Genomic DNA, 17,212 nt, shown 5'->3' on the forward strand with positions numbered 1-17,212 from the left:
CGTGGAATTCCGAATGGGACAGCAGGCCGACGACCTGCGGACCGAACTGCGGGACCTGGTGAAAGCTGAAGTGCCCGAGCACTATCTGGGTGCCTTCACCGACGACCCGGCGGACCTGGATGTGGCGCAACGATTCTGCCGCACCCTGGCTGAGCGCAACCTGCTGTGCATGGCGTGGCCGGAGCAGTTCGGCGGCCGGGACGCCTCGGTGTGGGAGCAGACCGTGGTCCGCGAGGAGATGTGGGCGCACCACGAACCGCGCGGCGCGCAGTACATGGGCGTCAACTGGGTCGGGCCGATCATCATGCGGCACGGCACCCCCGAGCAGCAGCGCACGCACCTGCCGCCGATCGCCGCGGGTGAGGTCATCTGGTGTCAGGGCTTCTCCGAACCGGAGGCCGGTTCGGACCTGGCGTCGTTGCGCACCACCGCCCGCCCCGATGGCGACGGATGGTTGGTCAGTGGGCAGAAGATCTGGACCTCGTACGCGACCATGGCGCAGTGGTGCTTCCTGCTGGCCCGCACCTCGAAAGTGGGAGTGGGCGCAACGCAGAAGAAGCAGCAGGGCCTGACGATCTTCCTGGTCCCCATGGACGATCCGGCGATCACCGTGCGGCCGATCCGCTGCATGATGGGCCCGCACCACCTCAACGAGGTATTCTTCGATGACCTGCGGGTGACCCCGGCCCATGTGCTGGGCACCGTCGACCAGGGTTGGTCGATCGTGCAGGACGTGATGTCCTTCGAACGGGTCGGCATTGCCCGGTACGCGCGCTGCGAGCGGCTGTTGGCATCTGCGCCAACGGTTCTCGGCGACCGATGGGACGAGTTGCCCGCGGAGCTGCGGGCCCGGTGGGTACGGATGCTGACCCATTGCCGCCGCGCCCGGCTGATGGCCTACCGGGTGGTCGAGATGCAGAGCACCGGGCAGGTCCGACCCGGCGACGCCGCCGCCTACCGGATCGCCGTGACGAAACTGGACCAGGACAGCGCCGAGGTGCTGTCCGATATCGCCGCCGAGGTGTCCCACGACGACCCGCGGGCCGCCTGGTTCCTCGGTGAGGTCGAGGACCACTGGAAGTACTCCCAGGCGTCGACGGTGTCCTCGGGCAGCATCGAGATGCAGCGGATCCTGTTGTCCCGCTCGCTCCTGGGAGGTGCCAAGTGATCCTCGATCTGAGCGATGACGCCAAAGAGTATGGCCGCCAGGCGCTCCGGGCTTTCGAGGCGGCCGGCGGCGATGAACTCGTTCAGCAGGCAGAGGCGAAGCCGGAGGATCGTGCCGCGCTGATCGAACCGGTGCTCGACGGTCTGGGTGCGTTCGACCTGGATCCGCGGACCGACGCCGACGGGCTCGAGGCGGCGGCCGCACTGTGCCGCAGCGCGGGATACTGGGCCCTGCCGTACCCGGTGGCCGAACGGCTGTCGGCTCCGATCGGTCTCGAGGCCGACGGTCTGGTGGTGGTCTCCGACGTGCGGCCCTCGGCCGCACTGGGCGGCCTCGAAAACCATTGGACGACTGTCACTCTGGACGGCACCCGCAGCACGGTCAGCGGAGTCGGGGCGGTGGGGCCGGCATTCGTGACCGAGCTGCAATTGAGCGCGCTGGATACCGAGGGCGCCGGCGATGCGGCACTGCCGCTGACGCTGTCGGCCTGGACCCTGCTGGGGATGCTGGACCGCGCCCTGGAGCTGACCATCGCCCACGTGAGCCTGCGCAAGCAGTTCGGGCAGACGCTGTCGTCGTTCCAAGGGGTGCAGTTCCAACTGACCGATGCCGAGGTGGAGCGCAGCGGACTCGACATCCTGGCCAAGTACACGCTGTGGAGCATCGCCGGTGGCCGGCCCGAAGCCTTCGACGACGCGCTGGCGCTGCGGCTGGCGGCACTGGAGGCCGCCGAAGTGGTGTTCCGGGTGTGCCACCAGCTGCACGGCGCGGTCGGATTCTGTGATGAGACCACCCTGTCGTGGCTCTCGCGCTACAGCCAGCCGTTGCGGCGCTTGCCATTCGGGCTGTCCGGCACCCGGGAAGCGCTGACTCATGCCGTCGGTCGCCGCGGCTTGACAGGGTTGTACGCATGAGTGATCTCGACGAGTTCCGCGCCCGGGTGCGGTCGTGGTGTGCCGAGCACATCCCGGCGGACTGGCGTGATCGCCAGACCGGCGTCGGCGAAGCCGAATTCGTTGCGTTCCAGAAGCAGTGGCTCGCCGAGCTCCACCAGGCCGGCTACGCGGTGCCGCACTGGCCGGCCGAGTGGGGCGGCGGGATGTCGGTGGCCGAGCAGGTAGTGCTCTACCAAGAGTTGGCTGCTGCGGACGCACCTCGCCTGGTGCTCGCCTTCGTCGGTATCCACCACGCCGCATCCACCCTGCTGGTTGCCGGAACCGAGGAGCAGAAGCAACGGCATCTCCCCGCGATCCTCGACGGCGAGATCTGGGTGCAGGGCTTCTCCGAACCCGAAGCCGGCTCCGATCTGGCCGCGCTGCGCACCACGGCCCGCCGGGAGGGCGACACGTATGTGGTGAACGGGCAGAAGCTGTGGGCCAGCGGTGGCGCACATGCCGACTGGTGCCTGCTGCTGGCCCGGACCGACCCGGATGCCCCCAAACGCAAGGGTATTTCGTACTTCCTGATGGACATGACCACCCCGGGTATCGACGTCCGGCCGATCCGCAACGCCATCGGCGACTCGCACTTCTGCGAGATCTTCCTCAGCGACGTCCGCATCCCGGCCGCCAATCTGATCGGGCCGGAGAACAACGGCTGGCAGGTGGCGCAGGCGACGCTGGGTGCCGAGCGCGGGATGACGATGCTCGAGCTGGCCGAGCGACTGGGCAACGCCGGCTTCCGTTGGCTGGTGGAGTCCGCTCCGCTCGATGATCCAATGGTGTTGGACCGGTTGGCGCAGTTCGAGATCGAGCTGACCGCGCTACGCGGCCTGTGTAGCGACCTGGTTCAGCGCAGCCATGACGGTGCGGCCGGACCCGCGGACGCGTCGATCGTCAAATTGTTCTACAGCGAACTGCTGCAGCGGATGACGGACTTTGCGACCGAGATCGGTGGGCTGCCGGTGCACACCCAGGTGGCCAAACCGATGTCCAGCGGCTGGGAGTCCGGTGCCTGGATGCTCGACTTCATCGGCTCCTGGGAGTGGACCATTCCCGGCGGCGCCAGCGAGATCCAGCGGACCATCATCGCCGAACGGGGTCTGGAACTGCCTCGCGAGCCGAGTGTGGCTTGATGACAGGTCAATTCGCAGAGTTCCACGACGAGCTACGGTCGGTGGCCGGCGGCGTGCTGGCCAAGGGTGGCGGCTGGCAAGTGCTGGCTGACGCCGGGTGGACCGGCTTCGAGGTGCCCGAGGGGCTCGGTGGCGCGGGCGCGAGTTTCGCCGAGACGGCGGTGATCTGTGAGGAGATCGGCCGCGCCGCCGCGGCGACGGGCTACCTGGGTGGCCTGCTGTCGGTCGGGGCGCTGGCCGCGGTGGCACCCGGCGGCACCCGCGACGAGCTGCTCTCGGGTATCGCGGCCGGCCAGATCCGGTCCGCCGTGGTGCTGGACGGGTTCGAGCTGCGCGATGGAAAGCTCTATGGTGCGGCGGAATTCGTTCCCGATGTGGCCGGTGCCGACCGGATTCTGGTGGTCGCCGGCAACGCCCTGGCCCTTGCCCCGACCGGACTGACCGTGATGCCGCAGCCGGTGGTCGACGAAACCCGGTCACTGGCAGAGATCTCCGCCGAAGGCGCACCCGTCGCAGAGGTGCTGCCGTTCGAGGCGGCACCGCAACTACGCGACCGCGCCGCCGTCGCCGTCGCGTGCGACAGCCTCGGCCTGGCGCAGGCCATGCTGGACGCCACCGTGTCGTACGTGAAGGTGCGCCACCAGTTCGGCCGTCCGATTGGGTCCTTCCAGGCCGTCAAGCATGCGTGCGCCGACATGATGGTGTCGCTCGCGGTGTCGCGCCAGCTGGTTGGCACGGCGGTGGAGGCCCTGGCCACCGGGTCCGGTGAGGCCGAGGCCACCACGGCCGCCGCCATGGCCAAGGCATTCGTCACCAGTGCAGCCGTCGAGATCGCCGGCAAGGCAATGCAATTGCACGGCGGCATCGGCTACACGTGGGAGAGCGGCATCCACGTGTATCTCAAACGTGCCGCGCTCAACCGTTCGCTGTTCGGCTCGCCGGCAGCGCACCGACACGAACTCGCAGAACGCTACAAGAAATCAAGGAGTTAGAAGACCATGGGCGTCCCCGTCTACAAGCGCATCCTCGACCTCTTCGAGGCCGAGGGCATCAACACGTTGTTCGGCATCCCGGACCCCAACTTCGTGCACATGTTCACCGAGGCCGAGGCCCGTGGGTGGTCCGTCGTCGCACCGCACCACGAACTTTCGGCGGGATTCATGGCCGAGGCCGCATCCCGCATGACCGGCAAGCCGGGCCTGTGCATCGGCACGCTGGGTCCGGGCGTCGCCAACATCGCCGGCGCCATGATGTGCGCGCTGGTGGAGAACTCGCCGGTGATCTTCCTGGGCGGCCAGCGGGCCCGTGTCACCGAGCGTCGGGTTCGGCGCGGCCGCATCCAGTTCGTCCAACAGGAGGGACTCTTCGCGCCGTCGGTCAAGTACAGCAGCTCCATCGAATACGCCGACCAGACCGACGAGATCATCCACGAGGCGATCCGGCGCTCGATGTCCGGCACCCCCGGCCCGGCCTACATCGAGTTCCCGTCGCACGTCATCCTCGAGGAATTGGATGTCGCGGCGGCACCGGAGCCGTCGAAGTACCGGCTCGTCAACCAGGGTGCCGGAGCACCGGAGGTCGCCAGGGCCGTCGAGCTGATCCGCGCGGCCAAGAGCCCGGTGCTGCTGGTGGGCCACGGCGTGCACACCTCGCGCACCCAGGCCGCGGTCAAGGAGCTGGCCGAGCTGATGGCCTGCCCGGTGATCCAGACCTCCGGCGGCACCTCGTTCATCCCCGGCCTGCAGGACCGGACCTTCCCGTACCTGTTCTCCCCGGCTGCCAACCAGGCCGTCGAGGAATCCGACCTGTGCGTCGCGCTGGGCACCGAACTCGGTGAGCCCATGCACTACGGCAGGACCCAGCACTGGGCCGAGGGCGATGCCAACCGCAAGTGGGTGTACGTCGAGCAGGATCCCACCGCCATCGGCGTCAACCGCTCCTTCGACGTCGCCCTGGTGGGCGATCTGCGCGGCGTCGTGCCGCAGCTGGTCGAGGCGTTGCGGGACGCGCCCCGCGAAGCGTCGGCCAACCTGGATGCACTGATCAAGGCCGACGCCGCCGAGATCGCCCGGGTGGCCGAGGAAGCGCCGTCGGGTCGCTCCCCGATCCACCCGGCGCGGTACGTCGTCGAGGCCACCAAGGCGTTCAACGAGCTCGAGGACGGCATCCTGGTCCGCGATGGCGGCGCGACGGTCATCTTCCAGTGGACCTATTCGCAATCCAAGCCTCGCGACGTGATCTGGAACCAGAACTTCGGTCATCTGGGCACCGGCCTGCCGTACGCGGTCGGCGCCTCGGTGGCCGAGGGCGGCAAGCGCCCGGTCATGCTGCTGACCTCGGATTCGGCCTTCCTGTTCCACATCGCCGAGCTGGAAACCGCTGCGCGACTGAAACTTCCGCTGGTCTGCGTGGTGGGCGTCGATCACCAGTGGGGTCTGGAGGTCGGCGTGTACAAGCGGACCTTCGAGCAGCCCTCGCCGCAGCCCGGCGTGCACTGGAGCAAAGAGGTCCGGATGGACAAGATCGGTGAGGGCTTCGGCTGCCACGGCGAATACGTCGAGAAGGAAGAGGAGATCGGCCCGGCCATCGCCCGCGCCTACGCCAGCGGGAAGGTGGGCGTGGTGCACGTGTGCATCGATCCGAAGGCGAATTCTGAAGAAATGCCCAAGTACGACCGGTTCCGCACATGGTATGCAGAAGGAACCCAGTGACACCCGGTAGCCCCAGCAGAAGGACCTGACCCATGCGCGAGTACCTGAAGTTCTACATCGACGGCCAGTGGGTCGACCCCATCGAACCGGCATCCCTCGACGTCGACAACCCGACCACCGAGGTGGTGTCCGGCCGGATCGCGCTGGGTACCGCCGCCGACGTCGACCGGGCGGTCAAGGCCGCGCGCAAGGCCTTCGGAACGTGGTCGCAGACCACCCGCGAGGAGCGCCTCGACGTGCTGCAGGCGATCATGGCCGAGTACCAGAAACGCGCCGGTGACCTGGCCGATGCGGTCAACGAGGAGATGGGCGCACCCGCCTCGCTGGCGGCGGGCCCGCAGGTCGGTCTCGGGCTGGGACACCTGGCCACCGCGATCGATGTGCTGAAGAACTTCGAGTTCGAGGAGCAGCACGGGTCGACGCTGGTGGTCAAGGAACCCATCGGCGTGTGCGGTCTGATCACGCCGTGGAACTGGCCGATCAACCAGATCGCCTGCAAGGTGTTCCCCGCACTGGCCACCGGCTGCACCATGGTGCTCAAGCCGTCGGAGGTGGCGCCGTACTCGGCGCAGATCTTCACCGAGGTGATCGATGCTGCCGGTGTGCCCGCCGGTGTCTACAACCTGGTGTACGGCGACGGTCCCGGCGTCGGCGTCGTGCTGGCCACCCACCCCGACATCGACATGGTGTCGTTCACCGGGTCGACCCGCGCGGGCATCGAGGTGGCCCGTAACGCGGCCCCGACGGTCAAGCGCGTCACGCAGGAACTCGGCGGCAAGAGCCCCAACATCGTGCTCGATGACGAGGACTTTGCCAAGAGCGTCGTCGCCGGCACATCGGTGATGATGGTGAACAGCGGCCAGAGCTGTAATGCGCCGTCGCGCATGCTCGTTCCCAATTCTCGGATGGATGAGGCCATCGCGATCGCGCGTGAGGTCGCGGGCGCGGTGACGGTCGGCGATCCCGCCGACGAGAAGGCGATCGGGCCGGTGGCGTCCAGGGCGCAGTTCGACAAGATCCAGGGCTTGCTGCAGAAGGGCGTCGACGAGGGTGCAACGCTGGTGGCCGGTGGACCCGGCCGGCCTGAGGGTCTGGACACTGGCTACTACATCAAGCCGACGGTGTTCGCCAACGTGCGTAACGACATGACCATCGCCCGCGAGGAGATCTTCGGGCCGGTGCTGTGCATCCTGGGCTACGACGATCTGGATCAGGCCGTCGAGATCGGCAATGACACGGAATACGGTCTGGCGGGCTATGTTTCGGGCGCCGATCTGGACGCGGCCCGGGCGGTGGCACGCCGGATCCGGGCGGGTTCCGTGGCGATCAACCACGGCTTCGACATGAACGCCCCGTTCGGCGGCTACAAGAAGAGCGGCAACGGCCGCGAGTGGGGACTGTTCGGGTTCGACGACTACCTGGAGATCAAGGCCGCGCTGGGCTACGCCCCGGCCTAGACAACCTGTTGCGCGAGCGTGCGGCCATATGCAAATCAGGCCAACAATTTTGCATATGGCTGCACACTCGCGGTAGTTCTCAGGCCATTGTCGAGCCGACGAAGTAACTCGTCAGGAGACACACCGCGACCAGCACCACCCAGGCGTCGGTGAGCCGGCACAAGAACGCCGGCGCATGCCGGACGTCCATGAACTCACGAAAGATGATGCGCACCTTGACCAGTGCGATGACGATGGCGCTGACGGTCACCACCGTGCTGGCCGTCGGCACGCCGCCGCGCTGGGCGGAGTGATCGATCCACAGGTAGCCCAGCGTCAGGCCGGACAGGATCAGCCACACCACCAGCAGACGTTTGTTCACCGTCGTCACCTCACCACGTAGAGCATCGCGAAGATCAGCACCCACAGGAAATCGACGGTGTGCCAATAGGTTGCGCATGTTTCGATCAACTGCTGAGAGCGGCGGCGCGGTCCGCGGATCTGATAGACCGCCACGCCGAGCACCACGAAACCGATCAGGACGTGCAGCAGGTGGATACCGGTCAGGAAGAAGTAGTAGGTGAAGAAGTTGCCGCTTGAGATCGTGTTACCCAGCCGGATCTGATGCGCCCACTCGAAGACCTTCGACACCGCGAAAACCGCGCCGAAGGCGGCGGTCAGTGCCACGTCACGTAGGGCGCGAGAGAAGTCTCCGACGCGGGAGGCCTCGATGCAGCGGGCCACCGACCACGAACTCGACAGCAGCACAATGGTGTTGAAGATTCCGACGCCGAGGCTCAGTTGCCGTTGGGCAGCCAGGAACGGCTGTGGATCCTGTGCCCGGAAGAACAGATACACGCCGAAATAGGCCGTGAAGACCAGCGTCTCGAACAACACGAACATCCACATGTCCGGCTGGCCGGGAACGGCTCTCGCGCGCGGTGCCTTGACCCCGGTCATACCGCGGCCCCCGCCAGCGGCGGCAACACCCCGGTGCCGAAGTCCTCGCGCAGGATCATCCTCCGCAGCAGCACGATGAAGGCCCCCGTGTAGATGCCGAACACCACCATGTTCACCCACCAGGCGATGACACCGTTCCAGGCCAGCACCCCACCGCGGTCGAAGATCCACGCCGGTGACACCACGATCTCGGTGAGCGCGTTGCACAGGTTCAGATAGCCGAACCACTTGGGCAGCACGTTGTTCTTGTCGATCAGGATGGCGAGCATCCAGACCAGTGAGCCGATCAGGAATACCCCCATGGTCCCGACGAAGGACAGGAACGCGAAATCGTAGAGCCAGCCGATCAATTCGGGATCCCGATCGGGTCGCATGGCACCCGCCGTCAGTGCCAGGCAGAGCAGCAGCATTCCGGGAATGGCACTGAGTGAGTAGATGACCAGATACGTGTAGCCGAACACCGGGCTGACCGACATGCGGCGCATCGAGTAGGCGATCAGCGCGTTGATCGGCGCCGTCATCCCGGTGATGACGAACATGAGCGCGAAACCGATCAGCAGGCCGTGGTGATGATCGTTGAACCACTGCACCTTGTGTGGGGTGTCCCAGGCCGGCGGGGGCGGTGGCTGGGTCCTGGTGATGACGAAGAACACCAGCCCGAACAGTTGGTAGAACACCACCATGGTCCACCACGCCAGCCACAGTTCGCGTTTCGGGCCTCTCATGCCGGCACCGGTGCCGTGGCCCGCTCGCGGTAGATCGCCTGGGCCAGAACGATTGTCATCACCACGATCCATACCGCGATGGTGACATTCTTGAGCCAGAACGAAAGTGCGCCGTTCCAGGCGAGCGGTCCGCCGGTGACCAGTGCGGTGAAGGCGGCCGGCACGAACGCCGTGGCCGCCGACAGATTGAAATACGCCACCCACTTCGGGAACACGGGTTCGGGTCCGTCGTCGAAGAAGATCGCCAGCGCCACCAGCACGCTCTGGGCGATCAGGTACGGCACCTGAGTAGTGAACGTCAACCAGGCCAGGTCGTTGAGCAACTGGGTCAGACCCGGATCCCGGTCGGGCCGGAACGCCGCCAGCAACCAGCAGACGTTGGCGACCAGGAACAGCGTCGGCGCACCGGAGATGCAGCCGATCATGGCGTAGGAGAAGATCGGCGTCCGGTGTGCCATCCGCCGGATCTGCATGACGATCAGGATGAGGATCGGGATCAGCCCCACGCAGAACCAGTTGAACAGCACCATGCTGTAGCGGATGCGGGGCACATTCTGGGGGTCGCGGTAGAACTCGGCGACCTGCTGTGCCGACATGCCCGGCGACATGGGTGGGGTGAAGCCCGGGAACCACAGGAACGCCGAGAGCCAGATCAGCGCGACAAGGGGCAGCGTCCACAACAGGATCAGTTCGCCGTCAGTCCGTCGCACCGCGGTCCGCCTTTCCGGCTAGTCGATCGGCTAGCCAGGCGAAGGCTAGCCATCCGGCTAGCTGCTAGTCAAGGGTCGGCTAGGGTCGGGGTGTGGAACTGAAGGTGGTCGAATACAGCGCCGCTCGCACGCGCGTGCTGGACGCGGCGCTGCGACTGTTCGCCGAGCATGGCGTCAGCGCCACGTCACTCCAGATGATCGCCGATGCCGTCGGGATCACCAAAGCTGCTGTCTACCATCAGTTCCCGACCAAGGATCGCATCGTCCTGGCGGTCACCGAACGGGAACTCGCCCGGCTGATACCGGCGCTCGAGGACGCCGAGGACCGCAGTCACGCGGCTGAAGCGCGCGATGCTTTGCTGGCCGGGGTGATCGACATGGCGGTACGGGACCGTCGGCTGGTACGGACACTGCAGTTCGATCCCGTGGTTGTGCGACTGCTCGCCGAACACGAGCAGTTCCAACACTTCATGTCGCGGCTCTACCGCGTGCTGTTGGGCGAATTGGATGACGACGGCCGCGTCGCCGGCGCGATGCTGTCCGGTGCGATCAGTACGGCGGTGATGCATCCGCTGGTTGCCGACATCGATGACGAGACGTTGCGCGCGAAGGTCATCGAAATGACCCGCCGGATTATCGGAACTTCTACCGGCGAGGGTGCACAGAAGTCCGCTCGCAGCGGCGTGTCGGCGGACCGACACGCACGCTCGCCGAGAAAGTCAGGCCGCTAGAACAGGTCCTTGTGCGGGACGTCGGTGACCAGTCCGCCGTCGACCACGAACTCGGCGCCGGTGGAGAACGACGACTCGTCACTGGTGAGGAACACGATGAACGTCGCGACCTCTTCGGACGTCCCCGGTCGGCCCAATGGTGCGGTCACCATATCGTCGGGGAAGTGCTTGGTCATCGGGGTCCGGATGAAACCGGGGTGGACCGAGTTGATCCGAATGTTGAACTTGCCCAACTCGATTGCCGCCGACTTGGCCAACCCGCGGACCGCCCACTTGGACGCGACGTACGGGTGCACCATCGGCGCACCGCGCAGACCCTCGATCGACGACACATTGATGATCGACCCGCCGCCGACGGCCTTCATCTGCTCGACGACGGCCTGCATGCCAAGGAAGGTGCCGATCAGGTTGACGTCGATGACCTTGCGGAACTTGTCCATGTCGAACTGGCCGATCTTGCCCAGGGCGACAATGCCGGCGTTGTTCACCAGCGTGGTGAGCTTGCCGTAGGTCTGGACGGCGAGATCGACCGCGGCCTGCCACTGGTCGGCCTCCGTGACGTCGAGATGGATGTAGCGGGCGGAATCACCGATCTCCGCCGCCAGCGCCTCCCCCTTCTCGTCGAGGATGTCGCCGATGACCACCTTGGCACCCTCGGCGACGAGCATTTTGGCGTGCGCGGCACCCATACCCTGTGCGCCACCGCTGATCAGTACGACCTTGTCGTCCACGCGTCCCATGGGCCGTCACGTTACCGCACCCCGAATCAGAAATTAGAACCTGTTCCAATTTTTGGACGGAGCACGCATACTGCCTGGCATGGCTATACGCGTGGCACTGTTCGGGACCGGAAACTGCGGCCAGATCGCACTGCTGCAATTGATCGAGGACCCCCGGTTCGAGCTCGTCGCCGTCGGGGTGTCCAACGACGAGAAGGTCGGTCGCGACGCCGGTGAGCTGGCCGGGCTGGACGTCGTCACCGGGGTGCGGGCCACCAAGGGCATCGACCAGCTGATCGCCGCTCGGCCGGACTGCCTGGTCTACACCGCAATGGGTGACGTCCGGACCAAGGAGGCCACGCTCGAGGTGTGCGCCGCGCTCGAGGCCGGCATCAACGTGGTGGGCTCGGCGCCGGGCGGGCTGCAGTTCCCGTGGGGCGGCGCCGTTCCCGCCAAGTACATCGACAAGGTGGAAGCCGCTGCCCAGCAAGGGAATTCGACCGTCTTCATCACGGGCGTCGATCCGGGTTTCGTGACCGATCTGGTGCCGTTCGCTCTGGCCGGGACCTGCCAACGCGTCGAGCAGATCAGGACCATGGAGATCGCCGACTACGCGACCTACGACGGCGAGATCGTGATGAAGTGGGTGATGGGCTTCGGCAACCCGCTGGACCAACCCGGCCTGCTGTTCCAGCCGGGGACCTTGGCCGCGGCCTGGGGGACGGCGATCCACATGCTGGCCGCCGGTCTCGGCCTCGAGATCGACGAGATCACCGAGAGTTTCGAACTCGAGCCGGCGCCCGAGGACATCGACGTCGCCATCGGCGTCATCGAAGAGGGCACCGTCGCGGCCATGCGCTTCGAGATCAACGGCATGGTCGGCGGCAAGCCCGTCGTCGTGGTCGAGCACGTCACCCGGGTGCGCGGCGACCTGCGCCCCGACTGGGCCCAGCCCGCCCAGCCCGGCGGTTCCTACCGGGTGGAGATCACCGGCGAGCCGTCCTACGCCGTCGACATCTGCCCCACCAGCGCCCGCGGCGACCATAACTACGCGGCGATCCTGGTCGGCGCCGGCCGAATCGTCAACGCCATTCCCGACACCGTGGCCGCCGCGCCGGGCATCCGCACCACGCTGGACATGCCGCTGGTGACAGGCCGCGGCACCTACCGCGCCTGATCCATCGAAGTTAAAGCAGCTGCTTGTAAGCTGCGGCTGTGACTGATCGGGATCCCTCGACACTGCGCCGGGTGATCGTCGGTGCCGCCATCGGCAACGCGGTCGAATGGTTCGACTTCGCCATCTACGGCTTCCTCGCGACATTCATCGCGGCGAACTTCTTCCCGGCGGGTAACGACACCGCCGCACTGCTGAATACCTTCGCGATCTTCGCGGCGGCGTTCTTCATGCGTCCGCTCGGCGGCTTCGTGTTCGGCCCACTGGGTGACCGGATCGGCCGGCACCGGGTGCTGGCCGTCGTGATCCTGTTGATGTCGGCGGCCACGCTGGCGATCGGTCTGCTGCCCACCTATCACTCGATCGGGGTGGCCGCGCCGCTGCTGCTGTTGCTGCTGCGCTGCCTGCAGGGCTTCTCGGCGGGCGGCGAATACGGCGGTGGCGCGGTATATCTCGCGGAATTCGCGGACGACACTCACCGCGGCCGGACGATCACCTACATGGTGTGGTCCGGGGTCGTGGGGTTCCTGTTCGGGTCACTGACGGTGACCCTGCTGCAAGCCTGGCTGCCGGCCGGCGCCATGGACAGCTGGGGCTGGCGCGTCCCGTTCCTGATTGCCGGGCCGCTGGGCCTGGTGGGTCTGTACATCCGGCTGCGCCTCGATGACACGCCCGAGTTCAAGGAACTCGCCGAGACCGACAGCGTCGCGAAATCGCCGCTGCGGGAAGCGATCCGGACGTCCTGGGCGTCGATCCTACGGGTGATCGGCCTGTTCGTCATCTTCAACATCGGTTACTACGTGGTGTTCACGTACCTGCCCACGTACTTCATCAAGACGCTGCACTTCACCAAGACCCAGGCGTTCCTGTCCAGCACCATCGCCTGCCTGGTCGCCATCATCCTGATCCTCCCGCTGGCATCGCTGAGCGACCGGATCGGCCGGCGCCCGCTGTTGATCAGCGGCGCCGTCGGCTTCGCGGTGTTCGGTTATCCGCTGTTCCTGCTGCTGAATTCGGGCACCCTGGCTGCCGCGATCGGCGCCCACGTCGGACTGGCCGTCATCGAATGCCTGTACATCTCGGCGGCGGTATCGGCAGGTGTGGAGATGTTCGCCACCCGGGTGCGCTACAGCGGATTCGCGGTCGGCTACAGCGTGTGCGTCGCACTGTTCGGCGGAACCACCCCGTACGTGGTCACCTGGCTGGTGGGGCACACCGGCAATGCGCTGTCACCGGCGTTCTATGTCGTTGGCGCAGCGGTTGTTTCGCTGCTGACCGTGCTCACGGTGCGTGAGACGGCCGGTAGGCCGTTGGTGAGTGTGTGACGGCGACCGTGCGCAGAAGTACGCACTCGACGGCGTGTCGGCGGACCAACACGCACGCTCGCGGAGGAAGGATCTCTGCGAAAGGGGTTACGCCAGGGTGGATTCGGCGACCGACTTGGCCCAGCGGTAGTCGGCCTTGCCGGCGGGGGAGCGCACCACCTTGTCGGTGTGGATGAAGGCCTTGGGCACCTTGTAGCGGGCGATGTGCTGATTGCACACGTCGACCAGTTCGTCGTCGCTGGCCGACCGGCCCTCGGCGAATTGCACGACCGCCACGACCTCGCTGCCCCACCGCTCCGACGGCCGGCCCACCACGACGACGTCGTAGACGCTGGGGTGGGCGGCGATCGCCCGCTCGACCTCCTCGGCGAAGATCTTCTCGCCGCCGGAGTTGATGGTCACCGAATCCCGGCCGAGCAGTTCGATGCGGCCGTCGGGCAGGAAGCGGGCCTTGTCACCGGGAACCGACCAGCGCACCCCGTCGATGGTCGGGAACGTCTTGGCGGTCTTCGCCGCATCCCCCAGGTACCCCAGCGGGATGAGGTCCCGACGGGCCAGCCACCCCACCTCATCTCCATCGGCAGGGCTGAGCACCCGGGTGTAGTCGGCGGAGACGACGGTGGTGTCGGCCTGGGGGTTGAACACCGGTGACTGCCCGGATTCCTCGGTGGCCACGGTGCTCATCTGCTGGCCGGCCTCCGAGGAGCCGACCGCGTCCATCAACAGCAGGTTGGGCAGGGCCGCGCGGATCCGATTGCGGATCGCCGGGGACATGGGTGCACCGCCGTTGGTGATCGAGATGACGCCGGACAGGTCGTAGTTCCCGGTCTCGATCTCGTCGATCAGCGGTCGGGCCATCGCGTCGCCGACCGTCGGAATGCTCAGTACCCGTTCACGTTCCACGAGACGCAGGACGTCGCCGGCTCGCAGCCGTTCGACGTCGTCGGGGATGACGATGCGCCCGCCCATGGTGATCATGTTGTAGGCCGCCCACTGCGCGGCGCCGTGCATCAGCGGGGGGAGCATCAGCAGCGACATGTGCCCGGCAATGGACTTGGCGCGCTCGGCCACCTCGGCGTAGGACTGCATCGCGTCGTTGGAACCGAACGGCCGGCCACCCATTGCCGAGATGAAGATGTCGTGCTGGCGCCACAGCACCCCCTTGGGCATGCCGGTGGTGCCGCCGGTGTAGAGGATGTAAAGATCGTCGGCGGTGGGCTCGGGCAGTCCACCCGCCGGCGCGGCGGTCGCCACGATCGACTCGTAGTCGACGGCGCCGGGCAGCAGGTCGTGGCCGGACTCGTCGGCGACCTGGATGAGCACCTTCAGCTGGGGCAGCCGGTCCCGGATGGCCGCGACGTGCGGCGCAAACTCGGCGTTGTAGACCAGGGCGGTGGCCCCGGAGTCGTTGAGCAGGTACAGCAATTCCTCTTCGACGTAGCGATAGCTGACGTTGAAGGGCGCGACGCGGGCCTGGTAGGCGGCGATCATCGCCTCGAGGTACTCATTGCCGTTGCGCAGATACAGGCCGAGGTGATCCTGGCCGGACTCGTGCCCGGCCAGTGCGTCCCGTTCGGTGTGACACCCCAGACCGGCGGCCGCCAGGTAGTTGGCGACGCCGGTCACGCGCTGCGCGAATTGGGCGTAGGTGAACCGCTTGTCGCGCCACACCAGGAACTCATGATCGGGAATGGCCCTCGCTACGGCGGAGAACACATTGGCGAGGTCGAAGTTCACTGCGTCACCCATGCGGACAATCTAGAACGCGTTCCCGTTCCGTTGGACGGTCGGGTCTGGGCAGGATGGAACCCGTGACCGCAGGCCACCCGTTCCCGGAGCGCAATCCGCTGCGCAGGCTGCTGATCATTCAGCCCGGCCCGCCCCGGTTGGCGTTCGCGCTGCGGGCCGCGCTCTGTATGGCCGCACCCGTGGTGGTGGGCTGGGTCTGCGGCGACATCGGAGCCGGGTTGATCGCGACGCTCGGCGCGTTCACTGCGCTCTACGGCGCCAACCGGCCCTATCTGTACCGCGCGGGGTATCTCGCGGCGATCGCGATCTGCTTCGCGGTTTTCGTGACGTTCGGCGACTGGGCCGCCCAGCGGCCGTGGACCGGGGTGCTGGCCATCTGCGCGGTGGCGGTGCTCGCGACGTTCGTGTGCAACGCCCTGTCGGTGGGACCGCCGGGCGCGTACATGTTCATGCTGGCGTGCGCCGCGGGGACCGGCCTGGAGACCGCGCACCTGTCCCGATGGCACGTCGGGCTGCTGGTGCTCGGCGGCGGTGCCTTCGCGTGGGTGGTGCACATGATCGGTGCGGTGGCGGGGTATCGGCGACCCGAGCGGGGGTCCGTAGCCGCGGCCCGGCGGGCGGTCGAGGGCTATGTGGCGGCGATGGGCAGCGATGCGGAATTGTCGGCGCGGCACCGCGCGGCGCGGGCGTTGCACGACTGCTGGCAGATGCTGGTCAACTTCCAACCGCCGCGCGCGGTTCCACCGCCTCGGTTGCGTGCGCTGCGGGGTGAGGCACTCCTGCTGCACTTCCAATTCGCTGATGCGATGAACGGCGCGACGACCACCAGTACGCCCGATCCTGACAGTGTGCCGCTGGGGCGACCCCGGACCGTGGACCTGCTGCGCCGGTCGGCCGCCCGCGGATCGCCGGTGGGCCGCATCGCGATCCGCGTCGGTGTGGCCGCGGTGATCGCTGGATTCGTCGCGATGTGGCTCGGTGTTGATCACGCGTACTGGGCGGTGGCCGCGGCGGTGCTCATGCTTCATCAGGGATTCGACTGGGTCCGTACCGTCACCCGCGGGCTGGAGCGGGTGGTGGGCACGTTCGTCGGGCTTGCCGTGGCGGGCGCCGTGCTGGCCGCCAACCCGCACGGATTGGTGCTGGCGGTCCTGCTCGCAGCACTGCAGTTCGGCGTCGAGATGCTGGTGGTTCGCAGCTACGCGCTGGCGGTCGTCCTCATCACACCGTTGGCCCTGACCATTGCCTTCGGCGGTCGGCCGGTCGACGACGTGGCCGCGCTGTTGATGGCGCGCGGTGTCGACACGCTGATCGGCTGTCTGGCAGCACTTCTCGTGTACGGGCTGGCGTCGCGCGGGCATGATGTGGCGCGGCTGGCCGATACCGCCACCGCCACCCTGGGTGACATCGGCGCGACGGTGCCGTTCGTGGCCGGCGGGACCGTACGCAGTGCCGCGGCGCTGGCCGCCCGGCGCGATCTGCAGTTGAGCCTGCTGGCGATGGTGGCGGCCTACGACAACGGCGTGGGCGGTTCCGTGCGCGAACGTGATGCGGCCGAACGACTCTGGCCCACTGTGATGGCCACCGAGAACCTCGGCTACCGGGTGCTCGCCGCGTGCTGGTCGGTGGAACACGGCGACGGCGCACCACCCGAGTTGTTCGCGCAGCAGATCGCCGAGGAACGGCAGCGTTTGCAGGAAGAACTTGTCCGACAGCCGGATTAGGGCTGC

15 protein-coding genes and 1 pseudogene are annotated in these 17,212 nt (G+C 67.0%); 10 read left to right on the forward strand and 6 right to left on the reverse strand.

Annotation, left to right across the window (positions count from 1 at the left end; genetic code table 11):
- The first annotated feature begins 13 nt into the window (after positions 1 to 13).
- From U0R18_RS17100 to U0R18_RS17125, 6 genes are read left to right on the forward strand one after another with little or no spacing between them, the layout of a single operon-like run.
- On the forward strand, positions 14 to 1,168 hold the full coding sequence (locus U0R18_RS17100) for an acyl-CoA dehydrogenase family protein (RefSeq protein ID WP_526370559.1): 1,155 nt from the start codon (positions 14 to 16) through the stop codon (positions 1,166 to 1,168).
- Entirely contained in the window at positions 1,165 to 2,082 is a 918-nt protein-coding gene (locus U0R18_RS17105; protein WP_526370561.1) for an acyl-CoA dehydrogenase family protein, read from the forward strand. The genes U0R18_RS17100 and U0R18_RS17105 overlap by 4 nt, the downstream gene beginning before the upstream one ends.
- Positions 2,079 to 3,242, forward strand: coding sequence for an acyl-CoA dehydrogenase family protein (locus U0R18_RS17110; RefSeq protein WP_526370563.1), 1,164 nt, complete (start codon positions 2,079 to 2,081; stop codon positions 3,240 to 3,242). Before U0R18_RS17105 ends, U0R18_RS17110 begins: the two co-directional genes overlap by 4 nt.
- A complete protein-coding gene (locus U0R18_RS17115; protein WP_526370565.1) occupies positions 3,242 to 4,234 on the forward strand; it encodes an acyl-CoA dehydrogenase family protein in 993 nt (330 codons plus the stop codon). The genes U0R18_RS17110 and U0R18_RS17115 overlap by 1 nt, the downstream gene beginning before the upstream one ends.
- Before the next feature lie 6 nt (positions 4,235 to 4,240).
- Complete coding sequence (locus U0R18_RS17120; protein ID WP_526370567.1) at positions 4,241 to 5,953, forward strand: thiamine pyrophosphate-binding protein; 1,713 nt, start codon at positions 4,241 to 4,243, stop codon at positions 5,951 to 5,953.
- A gap of 32 nt (positions 5,954 to 5,985) precedes the next feature.
- Complete coding sequence (locus tag U0R18_RS17125; protein ID WP_526370569.1) at positions 5,986 to 7,410, forward strand: aldehyde dehydrogenase family protein; 1,425 nt, start codon at positions 5,986 to 5,988, stop codon at positions 7,408 to 7,410.
- Between the two features lie 79 nt (positions 7,411 to 7,489).
- On the opposite strand, the gene U0R18_RS17130 is transcribed toward U0R18_RS17125, so the two are convergent.
- The 4 genes from U0R18_RS17130 to U0R18_RS17145 are packed head-to-tail and all read right to left on the reverse strand — an operon-like array spanning position 7,490 to position 9,763.
- Positions 7,490 to 7,780, reverse strand: coding sequence for a cytochrome C oxidase subunit IV family protein (locus tag U0R18_RS17130; RefSeq protein ID WP_526370571.1), 291 nt, complete (start codon positions 7,778 to 7,780; stop codon positions 7,490 to 7,492).
- Entirely contained in the window at positions 7,777 to 8,349 is a 573-nt protein-coding gene (locus U0R18_RS17135; RefSeq protein WP_526370573.1) for a cytochrome c oxidase subunit 3 family protein, read from the reverse strand. Before U0R18_RS17135 ends, U0R18_RS17130 begins: the two co-directional genes overlap by 4 nt.
- Complete coding sequence (locus U0R18_RS17140) at positions 8,346 to 9,074, reverse strand: hypothetical protein (protein WP_526370575.1); 729 nt, start codon at positions 9,072 to 9,074, stop codon at positions 8,346 to 8,348. The genes U0R18_RS17135 and U0R18_RS17140 overlap by 4 nt, the downstream gene beginning before the upstream one ends.
- Positions 9,071 to 9,763: a hypothetical protein gene (locus U0R18_RS17145; RefSeq protein ID WP_526370963.1), complete on the reverse strand. Its 693-nt coding sequence runs from the start codon at positions 9,761 to 9,763 to the stop codon at positions 9,071 to 9,073. The genes U0R18_RS17140 and U0R18_RS17145 overlap by 4 nt, the downstream gene beginning before the upstream one ends.
- Before the next feature lie 113 nt (positions 9,764 to 9,876).
- Here U0R18_RS17145 and U0R18_RS17150 point away from each other — a divergent pair.
- Positions 9,877 to 10,425 (forward strand): annotated as a pseudogene (locus U0R18_RS17150) (TetR/AcrR family transcriptional regulator); the annotation flags it as partial.
- Positions 10,426 to 10,511: 86 nt separating this feature from the next.
- Here U0R18_RS17150 and U0R18_RS17155 read toward each other — a convergent pair.
- Positions 10,512 to 11,255: a glucose 1-dehydrogenase gene (locus U0R18_RS17155; protein WP_526370577.1), complete on the reverse strand. Its 744-nt coding sequence runs from the start codon at positions 11,253 to 11,255 to the stop codon at positions 10,512 to 10,514.
- Positions 11,256 to 11,334: 79 nt separating this feature from the next.
- On the opposite strand from U0R18_RS17155, the gene U0R18_RS17160 reads away from it, so the two are divergent.
- Positions 11,335 to 12,411 (forward strand): NAD(P)H-dependent amine dehydrogenase family protein, encoded by a 1,077-nt coding sequence (locus U0R18_RS17160; RefSeq protein WP_526370579.1) that lies wholly within the window; start codon positions 11,335 to 11,337, stop codon positions 12,409 to 12,411.
- A gap of 38 nt (positions 12,412 to 12,449) precedes the next feature.
- Positions 12,450 to 13,733, forward strand: coding sequence for an MFS transporter (locus U0R18_RS17165; protein ID WP_526370581.1), 1,284 nt, complete (start codon positions 12,450 to 12,452; stop codon positions 13,731 to 13,733).
- An 87-nt stretch (positions 13,734 to 13,820) separates the two neighbouring features.
- Here the strand turns inward: U0R18_RS17165 and U0R18_RS17170 are convergent, their stop codons facing one another.
- On the reverse strand, positions 13,821 to 15,482 hold the full coding sequence (locus U0R18_RS17170) for an AMP-binding protein (protein WP_526370583.1): 1,662 nt from the start codon (positions 15,480 to 15,482) through the stop codon (positions 13,821 to 13,823).
- A 62-nt stretch (positions 15,483 to 15,544) separates the two neighbouring features.
- On the opposite strand from U0R18_RS17170, the gene U0R18_RS17175 reads away from it, so the two are divergent.
- The gene (locus U0R18_RS17175) at positions 15,545 to 17,206 is read left to right on the forward strand and encodes an FUSC family protein (RefSeq protein WP_526370585.1); all 1,662 of its coding nucleotides are present in this window, start codon (positions 15,545 to 15,547) and stop codon (positions 17,204 to 17,206) included.
- Positions 17,207 to 17,212: the final 6 nt, after the last annotated feature.

Source organism: Mycobacterium sp., assembly GCF_046330795.1.
Classification (GTDB): domain Bacteria; phylum Actinomycetota; class Actinomycetes; order Mycobacteriales; family Mycobacteriaceae; genus Mycobacterium.

What these genes read in the sequence shown, in the direction of transcription:
- U0R18_RS17120 (WP_526370567.1), top strand. Translation starts at nt 4,241, where the DNA reads ATGGGCGTCCCCGTCTACAAGCGCATCCTCGACCTCTTCGAGGCCGAG.
- U0R18_RS17155 (WP_526370577.1), bottom strand. Translation starts at nt 11,255, where the DNA reads ATGGGACGCGTGGACGACAAGGTCGTACTGATCAGCGGTGGCGCACAG.
- U0R18_RS17170 (WP_526370583.1), bottom strand. Translation starts at nt 15,482, where the DNA reads ATGGGTGACGCAGTGAACTTCGACCTCGCCAATGTGTTCTCCGCCGTA.
- U0R18_RS17140 (WP_526370575.1), bottom strand. Translation starts at nt 9,074, where the DNA reads ATGAGAGGCCCGAAACGCGAACTGTGGCTGGCGTGGTGGACCATGGTG.
- U0R18_RS17100 (WP_526370559.1), top strand. Translation starts at nt 14, where the DNA reads ATGGGACAGCAGGCCGACGACCTGCGGACCGAACTGCGGGACCTGGTG.
- U0R18_RS17115 (WP_526370565.1), top strand. Translation starts at nt 3,242, where the DNA reads ATGACAGGTCAATTCGCAGAGTTCCACGACGAGCTACGGTCGGTGGCC.
- U0R18_RS17160 (WP_526370579.1), top strand. Translation starts at nt 11,335, where the DNA reads ATGGCTATACGCGTGGCACTGTTCGGGACCGGAAACTGCGGCCAGATC.
- U0R18_RS17135 (WP_526370573.1), bottom strand. Translation starts at nt 8,349, where the DNA reads ATGACCGGGGTCAAGGCACCGCGCGCGAGAGCCGTTCCCGGCCAGCCG.
- U0R18_RS17125 (WP_526370569.1), top strand. Translation starts at nt 5,986, where the DNA reads ATGCGCGAGTACCTGAAGTTCTACATCGACGGCCAGTGGGTCGACCCC.
- U0R18_RS17110 (WP_526370563.1), top strand. Translation starts at nt 2,079, where the DNA reads ATGAGTGATCTCGACGAGTTCCGCGCCCGGGTGCGGTCGTGGTGTGCC.